Origin of the sequence: Vreelandella glaciei (genome assembly GCF_013415125.1) — a bacterium.
Taxonomy (GTDB): Bacteria; Pseudomonadota; Gammaproteobacteria; order Pseudomonadales; family Halomonadaceae; genus Vreelandella; species Vreelandella glaciei.
On the sequence record NZ_JACCDE010000001.1, the window covers coordinates 1 to 16,548 of the forward strand.

At 56.1% G+C, this 16,548-nt stretch carries 15 protein-coding genes and 1 pseudogene; 8 read left to right on the plus strand and 8 right to left on the minus strand.

Annotation, left to right across the window (positions count from 1 at the left end; genetic code table 11):
* The 4 genes and pseudogenes from HZS80_RS00005 to HZS80_RS00020 form a co-directional block, all read right to left on the minus strand.
* Positions 1-192, minus strand: a pseudogene (locus tag HZS80_RS00005) (IS110 family transposase); the annotation flags it as partial.
* A 199-nt stretch (positions 193-391) separates the two neighbouring features.
* Positions 392-1,201: an ABC transporter substrate-binding protein gene (locus tag HZS80_RS00010; protein ID WP_035566534.1), complete on the minus strand. Its 810-nt coding sequence runs from the start codon at positions 1,199-1,201 to the stop codon at positions 392-394.
* 54 nt (positions 1,202-1,255) lie between these two features.
* Positions 1,256-1,987 (minus strand): ATP-binding cassette domain-containing protein, encoded by a 732-nt coding sequence (locus HZS80_RS00015; RefSeq protein ID WP_035566532.1) that lies wholly within the window; start codon positions 1,985-1,987, stop codon positions 1,256-1,258.
* Positions 1,984-2,688, minus strand: a complete 705-nt coding sequence (locus HZS80_RS00020; RefSeq protein ID WP_035566530.1) for an ABC transporter permease — start codon at positions 2,686-2,688, stop codon at positions 1,984-1,986. Before HZS80_RS00020 ends, HZS80_RS00015 begins: the two co-directional genes overlap by 4 nt.
* 171 nt (positions 2,689-2,859) lie before the next feature.
* Between HZS80_RS00020 and HZS80_RS00025 the strand changes: the two genes are divergently transcribed.
* From HZS80_RS00025 to HZS80_RS00040, 4 genes are all read left to right on the plus strand, one after another.
* On the plus strand, positions 2,860-3,747 hold the full coding sequence (locus tag HZS80_RS00025; protein ID WP_035566528.1) for a helix-turn-helix transcriptional regulator: 888 nt from the start codon (positions 2,860-2,862) through the stop codon (positions 3,745-3,747).
* 107 nt (positions 3,748-3,854) lie between these two features.
* Positions 3,855-4,418 carry a type 1 glutamine amidotransferase domain-containing protein gene (locus HZS80_RS00030; RefSeq protein ID WP_179914769.1) on the plus strand — a complete coding sequence of 188 codons (564 nt, stop codon included), beginning with the start codon at positions 3,855-3,857 and terminating at the stop codon, positions 4,416-4,418.
* Positions 4,418-5,536: an App1 family protein gene (locus HZS80_RS00035; RefSeq protein ID WP_035566517.1), complete on the plus strand. Its 1,119-nt coding sequence runs from the start codon at positions 4,418-4,420 to the stop codon at positions 5,534-5,536. Before HZS80_RS00030 ends, HZS80_RS00035 begins: the two co-directional genes overlap by 1 nt.
* 144 nt (positions 5,537-5,680) lie before the next feature.
* A complete protein-coding gene (locus HZS80_RS00040) occupies positions 5,681-6,355 on the plus strand; it encodes a zinc metallopeptidase (protein WP_008958585.1) in 675 nt (224 codons plus the stop codon).
* Between the two features lie 35 nt (positions 6,356-6,390).
* On the opposite strand, the gene HZS80_RS00045 is transcribed toward HZS80_RS00040, so the two are convergent.
* The 3 genes from HZS80_RS00045 to cmoA form a co-directional block, all read right to left on the minus strand.
* Positions 6,391-7,020, minus strand: coding sequence for a cyclodeaminase/cyclohydrolase family protein (locus HZS80_RS00045; protein ID WP_179914770.1), 630 nt, complete (start codon positions 7,018-7,020; stop codon positions 6,391-6,393).
* 167 nt (positions 7,021-7,187) lie between these two features.
* Complete coding sequence (gene cmoB / locus HZS80_RS00050; protein WP_035566507.1) at positions 7,188-8,195, minus strand: tRNA 5-methoxyuridine(34)/uridine 5-oxyacetic acid(34) synthase CmoB; 1,008 nt, start codon at positions 8,193-8,195, stop codon at positions 7,188-7,190.
* Between the two features lies 1 nt (position 8,196).
* Entirely contained in the window at positions 8,197-8,940 is a 744-nt protein-coding gene (cmoA, locus tag HZS80_RS00055) for a carboxy-S-adenosyl-L-methionine synthase CmoA (RefSeq protein ID WP_008958588.1), read from the minus strand.
* Between the two features lie 144 nt (positions 8,941-9,084).
* On the opposite strand from cmoA, the gene pgi reads away from it, so the two are divergent.
* From pgi to serB, 4 genes are all read left to right on the plus strand, one after another.
* Positions 9,085-10,767: a glucose-6-phosphate isomerase gene (gene pgi, locus HZS80_RS00060; RefSeq protein WP_008958589.1), complete on the plus strand. Its 1,683-nt coding sequence runs from the start codon at positions 9,085-9,087 to the stop codon at positions 10,765-10,767.
* Between the two features lie 193 nt (positions 10,768-10,960).
* Positions 10,961-12,856 (plus strand): DNA topoisomerase IV subunit B, encoded by a 1,896-nt coding sequence (gene parE / locus HZS80_RS00065; protein WP_035566500.1) that lies wholly within the window; start codon positions 10,961-10,963, stop codon positions 12,854-12,856.
* Positions 12,857-12,862: 6 nt separating this feature from the next.
* Positions 12,863-15,115: a DNA topoisomerase IV subunit A gene (gene parC, locus HZS80_RS00070; RefSeq protein ID WP_179914771.1), complete on the plus strand. Its 2,253-nt coding sequence runs from the start codon at positions 12,863-12,865 to the stop codon at positions 15,113-15,115.
* A gap of 3 nt (positions 15,116-15,118) precedes the next feature.
* A complete protein-coding gene (serB, locus tag HZS80_RS00075) occupies positions 15,119-16,045 on the plus strand; it encodes a phosphoserine phosphatase SerB (RefSeq protein ID WP_179914772.1) in 927 nt (308 codons plus the stop codon).
* Positions 16,046-16,133: 88 nt separating this feature from the next.
* On the opposite strand, the gene HZS80_RS00080 is transcribed toward serB, so the two are convergent.
* On the minus strand, positions 16,134-16,520 hold the full coding sequence (locus tag HZS80_RS00080; protein WP_035566491.1) for a Na+/H+ antiporter subunit G: 387 nt from the start codon (positions 16,518-16,520) through the stop codon (positions 16,134-16,136).
* Positions 16,521-16,548: the final 28 nt, after the last annotated feature.

Below are 16,548 nucleotides of genomic sequence, written 5' to 3' on the forward strand. Positions count from 1 at the left end.
TCGCGCCCAATAATGCGATCCACCGCACGCTTCCATAAATACCCGACAGGCCGGTTGGCGGCGCATAAAATCCAAGACCTGATGCCGTTTAAGCTCTTTGTTGACCTGAACACGCGGGCGGTGAGTGTCGACAACACACACTTGAAAAACACGCTTTGCCAGATCAATACCGATTATCTTATGCTTGTTCATGACTCTTCCCCTCCGCATTGATGTGGTTCAACTATCAATGTAGCTCGCTGAAGCTTCGAGAGGGGAGGAGTCCCTTTCATTGAGCGCAGCGCGGCAATCTCGCTTTTGTCATTGCGAGCGCAGCGCGGCAATCTCAGAGTTAGTGCCACCGCCGGTATGAGATTGCTTCGCTTCGCTCGCAATGACCAGGGGGTGGAGTTTATTCGGCGTTAGGGAAAAACAGCTGCTGGCCATCTACCTCAAAATCCGCAATCGCTTGCTGGCCTTTATCGGAAACCAGCCACTCGTGCCACTGGGCGGCGAGGTCGTGCTTCAAGTGCGGGTGACGCTCTGCCGAGAGCAATAGGCTGCCATACTGATTAAACAGTGCTTCATCGCCTTCAAACAGCAGGGTTAAGTCTTGCGGATTGTCAAAGGCGACCCAGGTGGCGCGATCGGTAAACGTATAGGCGTCCATGCCCGCGGCGGTATTCAACGTAGGGCCCATGCCGCTGCCCAGCTCGCGGTACCACTCACCCTGTGGCGTGACCCCAGCATCTTCCCACAAACGGAGTTCAGCGCGGTTGGTGCCACTGTCATCGCCGCGCGAAGCAAAGGGGGACTCGCTTTCCGCTATACGCTGCATGGCGTCGATTACGTTTTCGCTGTCACTGATACCCGCCGGGTCATCACTCGGCCCAACAATAACGAAATCGTTATACATCACATTGAGGCGTTCAGTAGCATAGCCCTCCGCTACAAACTTCTCTTCACCGGCAGTGTCATGCACTAAAAGGCTATCGGCATCACCACGGCGACCTATTTCAAACGCTTGGCCGGTACCGACAGCCACCACGCGAACCTCAATGCCCGTCTCTTCGGTGAAGGTGGGGATGATCGTGTCGAACAAGCCTGAATTTTCAGTCGAGGTGGTGGACGCCAGGGTAATGTAATCATCGGCCGCCATCAGTATGCCGCTAAAGGTCACACCCAGGGCGCCTGCCGTTATCAATGCGGTGGCTTTCTTCATTTTATTGCTCCTTGCTCATTTTTTGATTAGTCACAGAGTTCACGCCTTTCGGAGTTACCAAACCAGCTCGCCCCGAATAAATGCCCCTGCCTCAGATGAAGAGGGGGCAGTAAAAAAATCATTGGCTGGGGTATGTTCGAGTAATTCGCCGTTATGCAAAAACAGCACGTCGTTGGCTAAGCGACGCGCTTGATGAAGATCATGGGTAGTCATCACGATACGGGTGCCGCTGTGATGGAACTCAAGAACCGCATCTTCAACTGCTTTGATAGCCGCCGGGTCGAGTGCCGAGGTGGGTTCGTCTAAAAAAAGCACTTGCGGATTGAGCAGCCATGCTCGCGCCAGCGCTAAGCGCTGCTGCTCACCGCCGGAAAGCACTCGCGCAGGCCGTTTGGCGAGGTGCGCTAAACCAAACTTTTCAAGGGCACTCATCGCCTGAGCTTTTCGAGGTAATGCTTTCAGTTCTGGTCGTGCCGCTTTGTTGATCGCTAACACATAGGTCAGGTTATCCAGCGCTGAGCGACGCAGTAACACGGGACGCTGGAAAACCATGGCTTGTGCAGGCTGTGCGCCTTGCCAGCGAACGGTGCCGCTAGTAGGCGTTAACAGGCCGTGGGCTAAGCGCATGAGCAGACTTTTGCCCGCACCGTTAGGGCCCATAATTAGCGTACGCTGGCAGCCTACTAGGCGCAGCGACGTCGGCTTAAGCAGCGTATGGCCACGATGGATAAAGCCCACGCTGTCGAGCTCGAGAGTGGCGACGGGGGGCATATGATGTGCGTTCATCCCAACCGCCTTTTCGCCGTTTCGCCGATCATATGGGCAATCGCGTTAATCATGGTGACCAGGGCGAGCAAAATGATCCCTAAACCTAGCGCCATGGGGAGGTTGCCCTTGCTGGTTTCCAGCACAATGCTGGTGGTCATCACGCGGGTCACACCATCGATATTGCCACCCACAATCATTACCGCGCCCACCTCGGCGCTGGCGCGGCCAAAGCCCGCCAGTATCACTGTTAACAGTCCAAAACGCGCATCCCACAGCAGAGTGGGGATCATACGGAGGCGCGTTAGCCCTAGTGAGTTCAACTGCTCTGCATACTCGCCGTGAAGCGCTTCCACCTGCTGGCGGGTAAGGGCGGCGATGATCGGTAGTACCAAAATCACTTGAGCGATCACCATGGCCGTAGGGGTGAACAGCAGCCCCCATTCACCTAGGGGGCCTGCGCGTGAAAGCAGTAGGTAAACGCAAAGCCCTGCGACCACTGGCGGCAAGCCCATGAGCGCATTAAGGGCGACAATGACGACGTTACGTCCGGGAAAACGCCATAGCGCCAGCGCAGCGCCTAATGGTAGGGCTATCAGGCTGGCAATCATCACCGCCATAAGCGACACCTGCAGCGAAAGCATCACGATGTCGATTAATGCGCTATCCATGCTCAGGATCAGGGTAAGGGCGGTACTAAAGGCGTTGTCACTGGTCAGCATTGAGCGTTGGTATCATTTTGTATGTGAACTGTGGTGAGAAAACGACTGTACGAGAATTGGCATGATGTATCTAAAAGTGACTTAATGCACTCTGTGCTGGAATAGATGCAGTTCTATGCAGTTAAACTACGAAAATTGCCGTTTGTATTTGTGCAGTGAGGTTTCCTTTCTATGTCTGAACGACATGCTTACCTGACCACGGCAGAGGTCGCCGACTACTTGCGCCTAAAAGAGCGCAAGGTGTATGACTTGGTGCGCCAAGGCCAGATCCCGTGTAGTCGGGTCACGGGAAAGCTGCTGTTTCCCCGCCAGCAAATTGACCTATGGGTGTTGAACCATTTGGAAGGGGATCAGGCGCAGCGTTTATCAGTACCGCTAGTGGTCGCGGGTAGTCAGGATCCACTGCTTGAGTGGGCTATTCGAGAAAGCGGCTCTGATTTGGCAATGCTCTGCCAAGGCAGTGGCGACGGTGTGCGGCGGTTGCTCGATGGCAAGGCGATGCTGGCGGGTATTCATCTGCTGGATGCGACCACTCAGCGCTACAACGAACCCGGCGCACTCGGTTTAAGCGGTATGCGTGATCTGTTGATAGTGCACTGGGCTAAGCGCCGCCAGGGGCTGCTATTGCCAGCCGACAACCCGCTGAAGATTGCCGGGCTGGGTGATTTAAAACGAACCGATGTCCGCGTAGCGCATCGCCAACCCGACGCGGGAGCAGCAAGACTGCTGAGCTGTTTGCTACAGCAAGCGGGAGTAGAGAGCTCGACGCTTAACTGGGCGCCACACGCTTCCTTAAGTGAAGATGACTTGGCACTCAGCATTGGTCAGGGCGAAGCGGATGTAGGCTTGGGCGTGGAAGCCGCCGCCCATCGCCAGCAACTGGGCTTTATTCCACTTTGCGAGGAGCCGTTTGATTTAATTATGCAGCGGCGCAGCTATTTCGAACCTGCCGTACAGCAGCTGATGGCGTTTGCTCAACAAGCCCGTTTCGCAGAGCGTTCAATACAGTTGGGTGGTTATACTATTGCTGAGACAGGCAAGATTGTACATAACGCCTAGCGTCCCCGATAGCCTTGATTGATTAGCAGGGTAGCTTGACGCTGTTACTATATGCGCCACAATAGTGAGGCGTTACTGACGCAAATCATCACGAAAAGGAGAGCATGATGAAACAAGCACTGAATGGTAAACGAGTAGCTATTTTAGCCGCCGCTGGTTTTGAAGAGTCTGAGTTGAGCGTGCCGCGTGCCGCCTTACAGAAAGAGGGCGTAGAGGTTCACATTGTAACGCCTGATGGTAAGGGCATTCGTGCTTGGGCGGAAACCGAGTGGGGCGATACCTACGAGGCAGATAAAGCCCTTGCCGATGTCAATGAATCTGACTACCACGCGTTGGTTCTGCCCGGTGGCTTATTCAATCCCGACGAACTGCGCACTAACGATGAAGCGTTGAGCTTCGTAAAAGCGTTTTTCCAGGCAGGCAAGCCTGTCGCCGCTATTTGCCATGCTCCATGGATTTTAATTAACGCAGGCGTAGTTGAAGGGCGTCGTATGACTTCTGTTCCTAGCGTTGCACAAGACCTTCTTAATGCTGGCGCTGAATGGGTGGATGAGCCCGTCGTTGTCGACAGTGGCCTTGTAACCAGCCGTACGCCAAAAGACTTGGATGCCTTTAATGCCAAGTTACTCGAAGAATTGCAGGAAGGTCGTCACTCCGGTCAGCACGCTTGATGGGGCTATTGCGTCAGTGGGCAAGCTTTGCCAAAAGGCTTGTCCACGTTATTTCCAAACCCATTAAAGGAGACAGTAGCCGTGGGGGGATGGTAGTCCATCCTTATCGCGGCTATGGTTCCCAGAATGAAATATTTGTCATGGGCAGGGTTTTTCGTCAAGCCGCGCTGGGTCGCGCGATTCCCCGCCATGGCATGTTGCGCGATACGGCTGACGTCGCGCGGCGCATTTTTCGCCGCGGGCTTGCCGATGCGCAGGTAGAGGTTCGAATTGGTGATAATCAGCTCTGTGTCAGCACCGATCGCGATGGCTATTTCGATGTCCATTTGCCGATCAGTCATACCTTGCCGATAGATGTCTCCTGGCACCGCGCTGATATTTTGGTACACCGTGCGGACCAAACGACGGTGCGTACTCATGTAGAAGTCTACGTGCCACCACCAGAAGCGGATTTGCTGGTGATTAGCGATATCGATGACACCGTTATGTTTACCGGTGTGGCAGAGAAGCTCAAAATGCTTTATCGCCTATTTGTCAAAAAACCCCACCGCCGCACCGCTTTCCCTGGCGTCGCATCGCTTTATCAAGCGTTGCACCGAGGCGTTAGTGAGCGTGCAGAACGGCCTATTTTATATGTCTCGCGTGGGCCGTGGGCGATTTACGAAATGCTCGAAACGTTTTTTCAGATCAATCGTATTCCTGTTGGACCAATACTCTTCTTGCGCGAATGGGGGATCTCCTGGCGTCGTCCCTGGCCACGGCGTGCTGAAGAGCATAAGCGTGATTTGATCGACCGTATGCTTACCCTCTACCACGATATGCCGTGTATACTCATCGGCGATAGCGGCCAGCACGATCCAGAAGTGTATATCGAAATCGTCAAAGCCTACCCAAATCGCATTAAAGCTATCTATATTCGGCGAGTGGATAAAAATTCTAAAAGGGAAGCGGCTATTCAACGACTGCGCGATGAGTTGGTCGGCACTCAATGTGATTTGGTGCTTGCGGTAGATAGCATTCTGATTGCTGAACATGCTCACGCCCAGGGCGATATTTCCATTCATGGTTTGCAGGCAGTCAAGCGCGATGTGGAAGAACACCGCAATAATCCCGCCTAAAAACCATCCAGCCTAACAACCTGTCCGCCTAACGCTGTTGCCAAGCCAGCCACCATGGTAAAAGCTACCCTTCGAAGAAGTGTGTTTAACGACGGCTTTTTTAGACGGTTGTTCGTACAAAGCTTTTTGTAGACAGGAACTGCCATGGTTATTCTACTGATCATTTTTGCGCTGGCTGTTTTTGTGCTCCCTAATATCTGGGCCAAGTGGGTGCTTAAGCGCTACACAAAGGGCCGTGACGATTATCCCGGCACAGGAGCCGAACTTGCCGATCATTTGCTACGCCGCCTGGGTGTGGAGGGCGCTAGCGTGGAGCGCACGGAGTTTGGTGACCATTACGATCCTGAAACACGCTGCGTGCGGCTTTCCCCGGATAACTACGATGGACGTTCGCTCACCGCCGTCACCGTGGCTGCCCATGAAGTGGGGCATGCCATTCAGCATTTTCAGGGGTATGCGCCACTAATAGCGCGCAGCCGGTTAGTCGGCGTGGCTCAAAAAGCCGAAAAACTTGGTGCTCTACTGATGATGGCCGCGCCGTTTCTATTTTTATTAACACGCCTGCCGGGAGGCTTGGCAATCGTGATTGCCATGGCGGTGATCAGCTTTGGTACCGCCGCCGTGGTGCACTTAGTAACGTTACCGGTGGAGTTCGATGCCAGTTTCAATCGAGCGCTACCGCTGTTGAAAGAGTACGTGCCACCTGCCGACATGGCAGGCGCAAGACACGTACTCACCGCCTGCGCGTTTACCTATGTGGCCGCCTCACTCGCTAGCGTGATGAACCTGGGCCGTTGGCTGGTGATTTTGCGAAGGTAGGTAACGATACTCCTCATTACTCCTGTAACGCTGATTCAAACTCCTGACCCAGGACCGCGTCCGGCGGCACTGTCGGTGATGGCCGTCAGTAGCGTATCGGCGCGCTGCGCGAGGCCATCGCGGGAAAGCCTGGCCCGGTCGCGGGCGGCATCACTGCCGAGCTGTCCGGCATTAGCATCCACGTTGAGCAGCACGCTGTGCAGTGCGGCATGAATCAATCGCGCCCCGGCGTGCGCATCACTAACAAACTGCTGCTCGATATGTTCCCCCGCCTGCTGCGTCAGTGCCAGCGCCGCCTCACACAGCTGCGCTGTTTTCAGCGGCACTTCGACGGCAGTTTGGGCCGCCGCATGAATAGCGTCATGACGCCCTTCATCCTCCTTATCGCGGCCGACGGCTGCCATAAACGCCTCAAAGGCAGCCACATCTTCCTGTGCCAGCGGCGCCAGTTGCTGCTTAAGCGACGCCCCTTCATCGATCAACGCTTGGCGCGGCGCCGTGGCATCAGGATGCTGGCTCAGATGCAGCCCCTTGAGCACGAGTGCCAGGCCCAGGTCGGCACTGACCACGGCCACAGCACCGCAGCCGGGCATCGGCTCGCGGGCGACGGTGTCACGAAAATCGCTCAGGCTTAGCTCCCAGAGTGGCGCTGCGTTATCCGACATGGCGTCCTTTCCTCTTGGATGGTGGTGGCGTGTGCTGCACGCCCGTTCCTACACAGCATAGTGAACGGCGCACTCACACGCATCAGCAATACATGGCGTCTCTCGCAACGTACGGCGAAGCGCCCGGAGAATCAGTCCACCGAGCACCAGCCCCACCAGCATGTTAATCAGCCCGGCTTATTGGCCAAAATCACCGCGCGACGTGGTGCGGGGTAGCCTTCAATGGTGCGCGTACGGTTGTTAGGATCAAGAAAATCCGCCAGTGATTGGTAGGCCATCCACGCTGTTGAACGCTGTTCTTCCAGGGTGGTGACCGCTTCATCGACCACGCGGACGTTGATAAAGCCGCAGCGTTCCAGCCAGTGGCAGAGCGCTTTGGAAGAGGGCAGGAAGTAGACATTGGGCATGGCGGCGTAACGCTCGCCGGGCACGAATACCGTCTGCTCGTCTCCCTCGACCACCAGGGTCTCCAGCACCAGCTCGCCGCCCGGCGCCAGCGCCGCTTTTAACTGTTGAAGATGCTCCAGGGGCGCAGGGCGATGATAGAGCACGCCCATGGAAAACACTGTATCGAAAAAACCGAGGTTCTCCGGTACATCCTCAATGCCCACCGGCAAAAACTGCGTTCTGCCGCCATCGGCATCGCCGACGAAGTGGCGTACCGCCTGAAACTGCCAGTAGAAGCGCGGTGAGGGGTCGATCACCAACACAAAAGCAGCCTCAGCCCCCGTCATCCGCCAGGCGTGGTAACCGCTGCCACCACCGACATCGAGCACCTTACGATATTTTAGCGGTGCCAAGTGCGGGGCCACTCTTTGCCATTTCCAGTCCGAGCGCCATTCGGTATCAATATGAATGCCGCCTAGTTGAAAAGGGCCTTTCCGCCAGGGGGCGAGCTTTCGAAGCAGGTTAAAGCACTGCCGCTGCTGGCTATCGCTAAGGTCGAGATCAACGGTAATAGTGTCGCTGTTTAAGTCCACTTTTCGCTCAGCGGGTAGCTTGGGCAGTTTAGCGACGGCTTTTTCCCAGGCGGACAGATCGCCGTGGCGATTGCGGTCAAGCCCATGGGCTAACTGCTCGGGAAGTCTGGCGAGCCAAACGGTGAGCGATGGGTTAAGAACGGCTTGATCCAGAAACGCTTGATAGAGGGCGCGTTGGTCGTCGGGTAGCGGCACCTCACCCCTCCTTAAAGGCAATGACGGAAGCGAAATTCAAGTATTGGAACCACGTCATCGAGCGGGGAAACCCCGCCTGTTTCAAACGAACGTGGAGTGCGTCCAAGGTGTCTGGCACTAGCACATTCTCAAGAGCGGTGCGCTTCTGGCTGATTTCCAGGTCGCTGTAGCCATTGGCGCGTTTGAAATCGTGGTAGCGCTCAACCCGCCAAGCGTTGTCGCGCTCATCCGCATCCACGGTTTTTTCAGAGAGAATCAGTACGCCTCCGGGCTCCAGCGCTGCATAGAGCCGCGACAATAGGGCGTCGCGGTCCGAGGCGGGTAGAAACTGCAGCGTAAAATTGAGAATGATCATGCCCGAAGGTGCATACTCCAGAGTACGGATATCGGCTTCTTCTACCTGCATAGCGTACGCTGGGCATTCGTCAGTAAAGGTCTGTCGTGCCTGGGTGACCATGGCCGGGGAGAGATCAACGCCCGTATAGCGAAAGGCATCCGATGCTAACGCCCCTGCAAGCGCAAGGCCTGAAGCGCCCAGCGAGCAGCCCAAATCATACACATGGGCGCCGTGGCGCAAATGGCGCTGGGCAATGAGACTCAGCATGCCCAGAATTTGTCCGTAACCAGGCACCGAGCGGCGAATCATATCAGGGAAGCACGCAACCACTTTTTCATCGAAAGAGAAGCGCGCTACCCGGTCAAGGGGTGTCGAAAAGATAGCGTCACGGTAAGATGCATCACTCATGGGCAAGCCGGAATCATGGGAAAGGCGTATTAGTTTACGCGCCCTGAATTAACGAGAACAGGCCTGGTTAGAATAGTCTTGGTTAGGATAGGCCTGGTTAGAATAGATTCCTGCTGCAAGGATCGACGCCACTGGAGATGCCATATGGCCTCAGCATCAAGCGCTACCCCCGATACATTACCCGCATGGCAGACGTTGAAGCATCACGCTGAAACGCTGCAGCACGTTCACTTGAAAACGCTGTTTGGCACCGAGCCTTCCCGTTGGGAAAGCTTTACTCGCCAGGTGGCAGGCTTAACGCTGGATCTCTCCAAGCAGCGCTGGGATGACGACACGCTCGAGCATCTGTTTACCCTGGCCAGCGAAGCGGGCGTTCCCTCTGCCATTGAGGCACTGCTGAGCGGTAAGCGGGTGAACGTCAGCGAAAACCGCCCAGCGCTACACACCGCTTTGCGTTTACCCGCCGATGCGACGCTTGACGTTGAGGGAGAAGATATCGTCGCCGCCGTGCACGAAAGCCTTGCTCAAATGGAGTGCTTGGTGAGCCGTTTGCACGCCGGGCAGTGGCGCGGGGCCACCGGCAAGCCAATTCGTCATGTGGTTAACCTAGGTGTCGGCGGCTCTGACCTTGGGCCGTTAATGGTTACCCATGCGTTAACCGATTTTCGACCCAAAGATATTCATCCAGTCGAAGTGCACTTTGCCTCGACCATGGATGGCTCGCAGTTAGCGGATTATTTGAGCCGGTTAAACCCTGAAACGACCATCTTTGTACTGTCGTCTAAATCGTTTACGACTATCGATACGCTCTCCAACGCCAACACGGCTCGCGAGTGGCTGGTGAGCCGTTTAACCCAACATGGCGCGACGCCGATTAGCGCTGAATTAGTGGTTCGTCAGCATTTCATTGGTGTTTCGGCTAGTCCGGACAAAATGACGGAGTGGGGCATCACTCCCGATCACCAGTTAACCTTCTGGGAGTGGGTGGGCGGTCGCTACTCGCTTTGGGGCACGATTGGTTTACCGATTGCGTTAGTGGTGGGGATGAAAAATTTCCGCGAATTCCTGGCGGGCGCCCACGCCATGGATCGGCACTTTTCTGAAGCGCCCATGGAAGATAATTTGCCTGTTCTGCTTGGTTTGGCAGGTATCTGGAACGTCAATTTTCTGGATATCCGCGCGCACTCTATTCTGCCCTACGATGGGCGTTTGGAGTATTTTGCCGCTTACCTTGAACAACTGGAGATGGAGTCCAACGGCAAGTCAGTGACTCGCCAAGGTCAACCCGTTAACTACTCTACCTGCCCGGTGCTTTGGGGGCAGCTGGGGCCCAATGCGCAGCATGCGTTTTATCAATTACTGCATCAGGGCACTCAATCGGTCGTGTGCGATTTTATAGCGCCGCTGAAGCGCTATGACGAAGTAGAAGATGCGGATACCCGTCACCACCTTAAAGCCCAGCACCGCTTGTCGCTGGCGAACTGCTTTGCCCAGTCCCGCGTTCTTATGCTTGGCGACGATGCCTTGGAAGATGACGGCCCGCGGCCCGAGCATAAGCGCTACCGTGGCAACCAGCCTTCAACCACGGTGCTGCTTGACCAATTGACGCCCGCTACCCTGGGTTCGCTTATCGCGCTATATGAGCACAAAGTGTTTGTTCAGGCGGTGATTTGGGATATCAACCCGTTTGATCAGTGGGGCGTTGAGCTAGGTAAGCAGATCGCCACGGACACCCAAAAGATTATCGACCATCAGGGCGATCTATCGCGGATGGATGCCTCCAGCCGTGGATTGATAGAAGCATTTTGGGCCGCTGAGCAAGAGTGATAAAGAGTCGTCATTAGAGGGGGCCATACCCAGGCCCCTGATAATAAGCATGGCTAGATATACAGCTTTTTGCTTTTCCGCTATCCTGTGGCTCTTTGTAAACTGCTGAACTCTATTTTTAACGTCTGCTTTTAACCACTGACTTAACGCCCAGCGAGGCTGCCAGCACTATTTTTTCAGGAATCGACGTTACATGACCCAGTTTGATGCCTCTCAGTACGGCGCGAGTTCCATCGAAGTCCTGTCCGGGCTTGAGCCGGTACGTAAGCGTCCCGGTATGTATACCGACACCACACGCCCCAATCACTTAGCCCAGGAAGTCATCGATAACAGCGTCGATGAAGCGCTGGCAGGGCACGCCACCGAGATCCACGTCGTGCTGCATAGCGATGGCGGGATCGAAGTGCAGGACAACGGCCGGGGGATGCCGATCGACCTGCACCCAGAACACGGCGTCTCAGGCGTTGAACTGATATTTACCAAGCTACACTCGGGTGGCAAGTTCTCCTCCACGAGCTACCGCTTCTCGGGCGGCCTGCATGGGGTAGGTGTGTCGGTGGTTAACGCGCTGTCGCGTCGGTTAGATGTCGAAGTCACCCGCGATGGCGCACGCCATGCCATGGCCTTCGAATTCGGCGAGAAAGTCGAAGAGCTGCATGAGATTGGCAAAGCCCCCAAGCGAGCGAGCGGTACTCTGGTGCGCTTCTGGCCAGATGAGAGCTACTTCGATAGTCCCAAGCTCGCGCTAACCCGGCTCAAACACCTGCTACGTGCGAAAGCGGTACTCTGCCCCGGCTTGAAAGTCACGCTGGTAGAACCTGACGGTACCTCGACCGAATGGGAGTTCGCCGATGGTTTGCGCGACTATCTGGTCGAAGCTACCGACGGTTACGAAGTGCTGCCGGCGGAGCCGTTTGTCGGCCACTTCAATGACGACGAGCACGGCGTAGACTGGGCGATTCAGTGGTTACCCGAAGGCGGAGAAGCGCTGCTGGAGAGCTACGTTAACCTGATTCCCACGCCGCAGGGCGGCACTCACGTGAACGGCTTTCGTTCCGGATTGCTGGACGCGCTGCGCGAGTTCTGCGAATACCGCAACCTGTTGCCCCGGGGCATTAAACTCACCGCCGATGACCTCTGGGAGCGTACCTCCTTTGTGCTCTCGGTCAAAATGCTCGACCCACAGTTTGCCGGGCAAACTAAAGAGCGGCTCTCGTCTCGAACCATCGCCGGTTTTGTTTCTGGCGTCGTTAAGGACGCTTTCTCGCTGTGGCTGAACCACCACGTGGATCAGGCCGAAGCGATTGCCGAGCTGGTGATCAGCGCGGCGCAAAACCGCCAGAAAAAAGCCAAAAAAGTCGCCCGTAAAAAGGTGACTTCCGGCCCGGCGTTGCCCGGTAAACTGGCAGACTGCTCCGGCCAAGACCCTGCCCAGAGCGAGCTGTTTTTGGTCGAAGGAGACTCGGCGGGCGGCAGTGCCAAGCAGGCGCGTAACCGCGAAACCCAGGCGATATTGCCGCTGCGCGGTAAGATCCTGAATACCTGGGAGGTGGAGACCCACGATATCTACGGCTCTCAGGAGGTTCACGATATCGCGGTCGCCATTGGCGCCGACCCCGGCAGCGCCGATCTGGAAAAACTGCGCTACCACAAGATCTGTATTCTTGCCGATGCCGACTCCGACGGCCTGCACATCGCTACGCTGCTGTGCGCGCTGTTTGTGCGCCACTTCCCGAGCTTGGTCGACGCAGGGCATGTCTATGTCGCGATGCCACCGCTTTACCGCATCGATCTTGGCAAAGAAGTGCACTACGCCCTGGATGAGAGCGAAAAAGCCGCCATTCTCAAGCAACTGGCCAACAAACGCGGCACGCCTAACGTTCAGCGCTTTAAAGGCCTGGGTGAAATGAGCCCGCTACAACTGCGTGAAACCACCATGTCGACGGAAACCCGGCGCCTGGTGCAGCTCACCCTGACGGAGGGCGACGGCACCATGGAAATGATGGATATGCTGCTGGCTAAAAAACGCGCCGGTGACCGCAAAAAGTGGCTGGAAGATTACGGCAACCTCGCAGACATTGAGGTATAACCCCCGATGACCATGGATATTCAAGTAGCGGAGGGTGACGTCGAACGTCTCTCCCTGCGCGACTACACCGAAAAAGCGTACCTCGACTACTCGATGTACGTCATTCTCGACCGCGCCTTACCCAATATCGGCGACGGTATGAAACCCGTGCAGCGGCGGATTATTTACGCCATGCGCGAGCTGGCGCTGCATGCCAACGCCAAGTATAAAAAGTCGGCGCGTACCGTCGGTGACGTACTGGGTAAATTTCACCCCCATGGCGATAGCGCCTGCTACGAAGCCATGGTGTTGATGGCGCAGCCGTTTAGCTACCGCTACCCTCTAGTGGATGGTCAAGGCAACTGGGGTAGCCCCGACGATCCCAAATCCTTCGCCGCCATGCGCTACACCGAGGCCAAGCTTTCCAAGTTTGCCGAAGTGCTACTGGGTGAACTCGGCCAAGGCACCGTCGATTGGGCGCCCAACTTCGATGGCACCATGCAGGAGCCGCTGGTACTGCCTGCAAAGTTACCCCATGTGCTGCTCAATGGCGGTACCGGGATTGCCGTCGGCATGGCCACCGATATTCCGCCGCACAATGTGTCGGAAGTCGTCGAAGCCACCTGCCACCTGTTGCGCAACCCCAAGGCGACCACTGCCGATTTAATGGAATTCGTGCCTGCACCGGATTTCCCTACCGATGCGGAAATTATTACCCCGCCTGCGGATCTGCGTAAGCTCTATGAATCAGGCCGCGGCTCGGTAAAGCTACGCGCGCGCTACATCCGCGAAGAAGCCAATATCGTTATTACCTCGGTGCCCTATCAAGTTAGTGGCGCCAAGGTGCTGGAGCAGATCGCTGCGCAAATGCAGGCCAAAAAGCTGCCCATGGTGGCCGACCTGCGCGATGAGTCGACTCATGAAGAACCGACGCGCCTGGTGATTGAGCCGCGCTCGAACCGTATCGACGTTGAGTCGTTGATGGCGCACCTGTTCGCCACCACCGATCTGGAAAAGAACGTGCGGGTGAATATGAACGTGATCGGCCTGGACGGCCGACCACGGGTCATGCCGCTGCCGGAAATGCTGGGTGAATGGCTGCAGTTTCGGCGTAGCACGGTGCGCCGTCGTTTAGAGCACCGCCTGGGCAAGGTTGAAGATCGCCTGCATATCCTGGAAGGCCTGCTGATCGCCTACCTCGACCTGGACGAAGTGATCCGTATTATCCGTGAGGAAGACGATCCAAAAGCCTCGCTGATGGCGACTTTCAGACTCTCCGAACGTCAAGCGGAAGCTATTTTAGAGCTGCGTCTGCGTCATCTTGCCAAACTCGAAGAGATGAAAATTCGCGGTGAGCAGGATGAGCTGGAAAAAGAGCGCAAATATTTAGAAGGTTTGTTAGGCAGCGAAGCCAAGCTCACTACGCTGATTGAAAAGGAGATTCGCGCCGCGGGCAAAGAACATGGTGACGAGCGCCGCTCGCCGCTGGTCGAGCGCGAAGAGTCCAAGGCGCTGACAGAAGTCGAGCTGCTGGGCGCTGACCCGATTACCGTGGTGCTTTCCGATAAAGGCTGGATTCGTGCGGCCAAGGGGCACGATATCGACCCCGAGGGGCTCTCCTATAAAGCCGGGGATAGCTTCCAACTGGCGGCGAAAGGTAAAACCAATCAGCCGCTGGTGCTGCTGGATGACACCGGTCGCGCCTATACGCTGTCTGCACATAACCTGCCCAGTGCCCGGGGCCAGGGTGAGCCGGTTACCGGGCGTGCTAACGTGGCCGCCGGAGCAAAAATGGCGGGGCTAATGTTTGCGCCACCGGAGCGGCGCTTCGTACTTGCCACTGACGGTGGCTATGGCTTTGTGGCGCGGCTCGATACGCTCACCGGTAAAAACAAAGCCGGTAAAGCGGTTCTTAGCCTACCCAAGGGCTGCAATGTCATGGCGCCAGTGGAAGTGCCTGAGGGCGAGGAGCTGTGGGTGGCTTCGGTGTCAAATGAGGGCCGACTGCTGCTGTTCCCCTTGGATCAGTTGCCCGAGATGTCTAAAGGCAAGGGCAATAAAATGCTCGATATCCCAGGCCCACGAGCCGCCCGCCGGGAGGAGTTTGTTACCGGCATTGTGGTGCTAGCCGCCAGTGATGCGCTGTTAATCCATGCAGGCAAGCGCAAGCTGACGCTAAAAGCCGACGACTTGGCATATTATCGCGGTGAGCGCGGTCGTCGTGGTAGCAAGCTGCCCCGCGGCTTCCAGAAAGTAGATCGACTAGAGGCAGGGGAATAAGTAATGGCACGCGGTGATTTGATCCTAACCGTACTAGCGTCGGATTTAACCGCCGACATTCAAGCTCAGGTAGATGCTCTCATTACGCAGTTTAATCTGAACGTGAAGAGTACCCAGCGGCTTGCCGATGTCTCATTTCAGCCAGGTGACGGCATCGACTGTGTTGAGTACTGTTTGTCTGGCGACGCAGATAGCAAAGCAGTGCGCGACGCCGCGCTTTTGCTGAGTGAAACGCTGGGTATTGATATCGTTGCCCAACCAGATACTCGCGATCACGTTCAGCCCCGTTTGGTCTGTTTCGATATGGACTCCACGTTGATTAAAGCTGAGGTGATTGATGAGCTGGCTCGCCGCCATGGCGTGGGGGAAGAGGTCGCCGAAGTCACCGAGCGTGCCATGCGCGGGGAGCTGGATTTCAAGGCGAGCTTTCGCGAGCGTATGAGCAAACTGGTCGGTTTGGATGAGTCGGTGCTGGCGGAAATTGCGGAGGAGCTGCCGCTGATGGAGGGCGTTGAGCGCCTGATGGTCAATCTAAAGCGGTTGGGCTATCGCACGGCCATACTCTCCGGCGGCTTTACCTACTTTGCTCTCCACTTACAAAAGAAGCTTGGCTTTGACGAGATCCATGCCAATGAGCTGATCATCGAGAATGGCAAAGTGACCGGCGAAGTAAGCGAGCCAATCGTGGATGCTGAGCGCAAAGCCGAACTGCTCGAAGTCATTGCACTACGGCAGGGCTTTAGCCTCGACCAGACGATAGCCGTGGGTGATGGTGCCAACGACCTTAAGATGCTTGCCAAAGCGGGGATGGGTATTGCGTTTCGGGCCAAGCCGTTGGTGCGTGCCCAAGCGTGTCAATCGATCTCGACATCGGGTCTTGACGGTGTGCTCTACCTGCTCGGCTATCAGCAGCAGGATTTAACACCGTAGAGCAGTATAAAAGTAGGAAGTATAAGAGTGGGCAGTAAAAAAGCGGGTGGTGCTTTCCAGCACCACCCGCTTTTTATTTTATGCCGATTCAGCCATGGCCCTTATCGGGGTGCGGTACGGGTTTGTCGCCGACTTCTTCAGCCCTTAGCTCAACCGGATGCCCCTGGGTTTTGACCGTATGCTTCAAGCGCAGGTGTAAGCCAGATTTGGCCAGCAGGTGGGCGCTGACGGGGGCGGTGATAAACAGGAAAAGCGTAATCAGCAGTTCTTGGATATCCGGTTTGCCGTCCACGCTCCAGAAATACAGCATCGAAGCAATGAGCATACAGCCGATGCCCAAGGTGGTGGCCTTGGTCGGGCCATGCAGGCGCATATAGAAATCGCGCAGGTGCGCCATCCCCAGCGAACCGATAAAAACAAAGATCCCGCCAGCGATTAGCAGCAGTGAAATAAGCGCTTCAACGATTACTGACATAGATCCCCCTGGCTTTTGTTCATCGTTC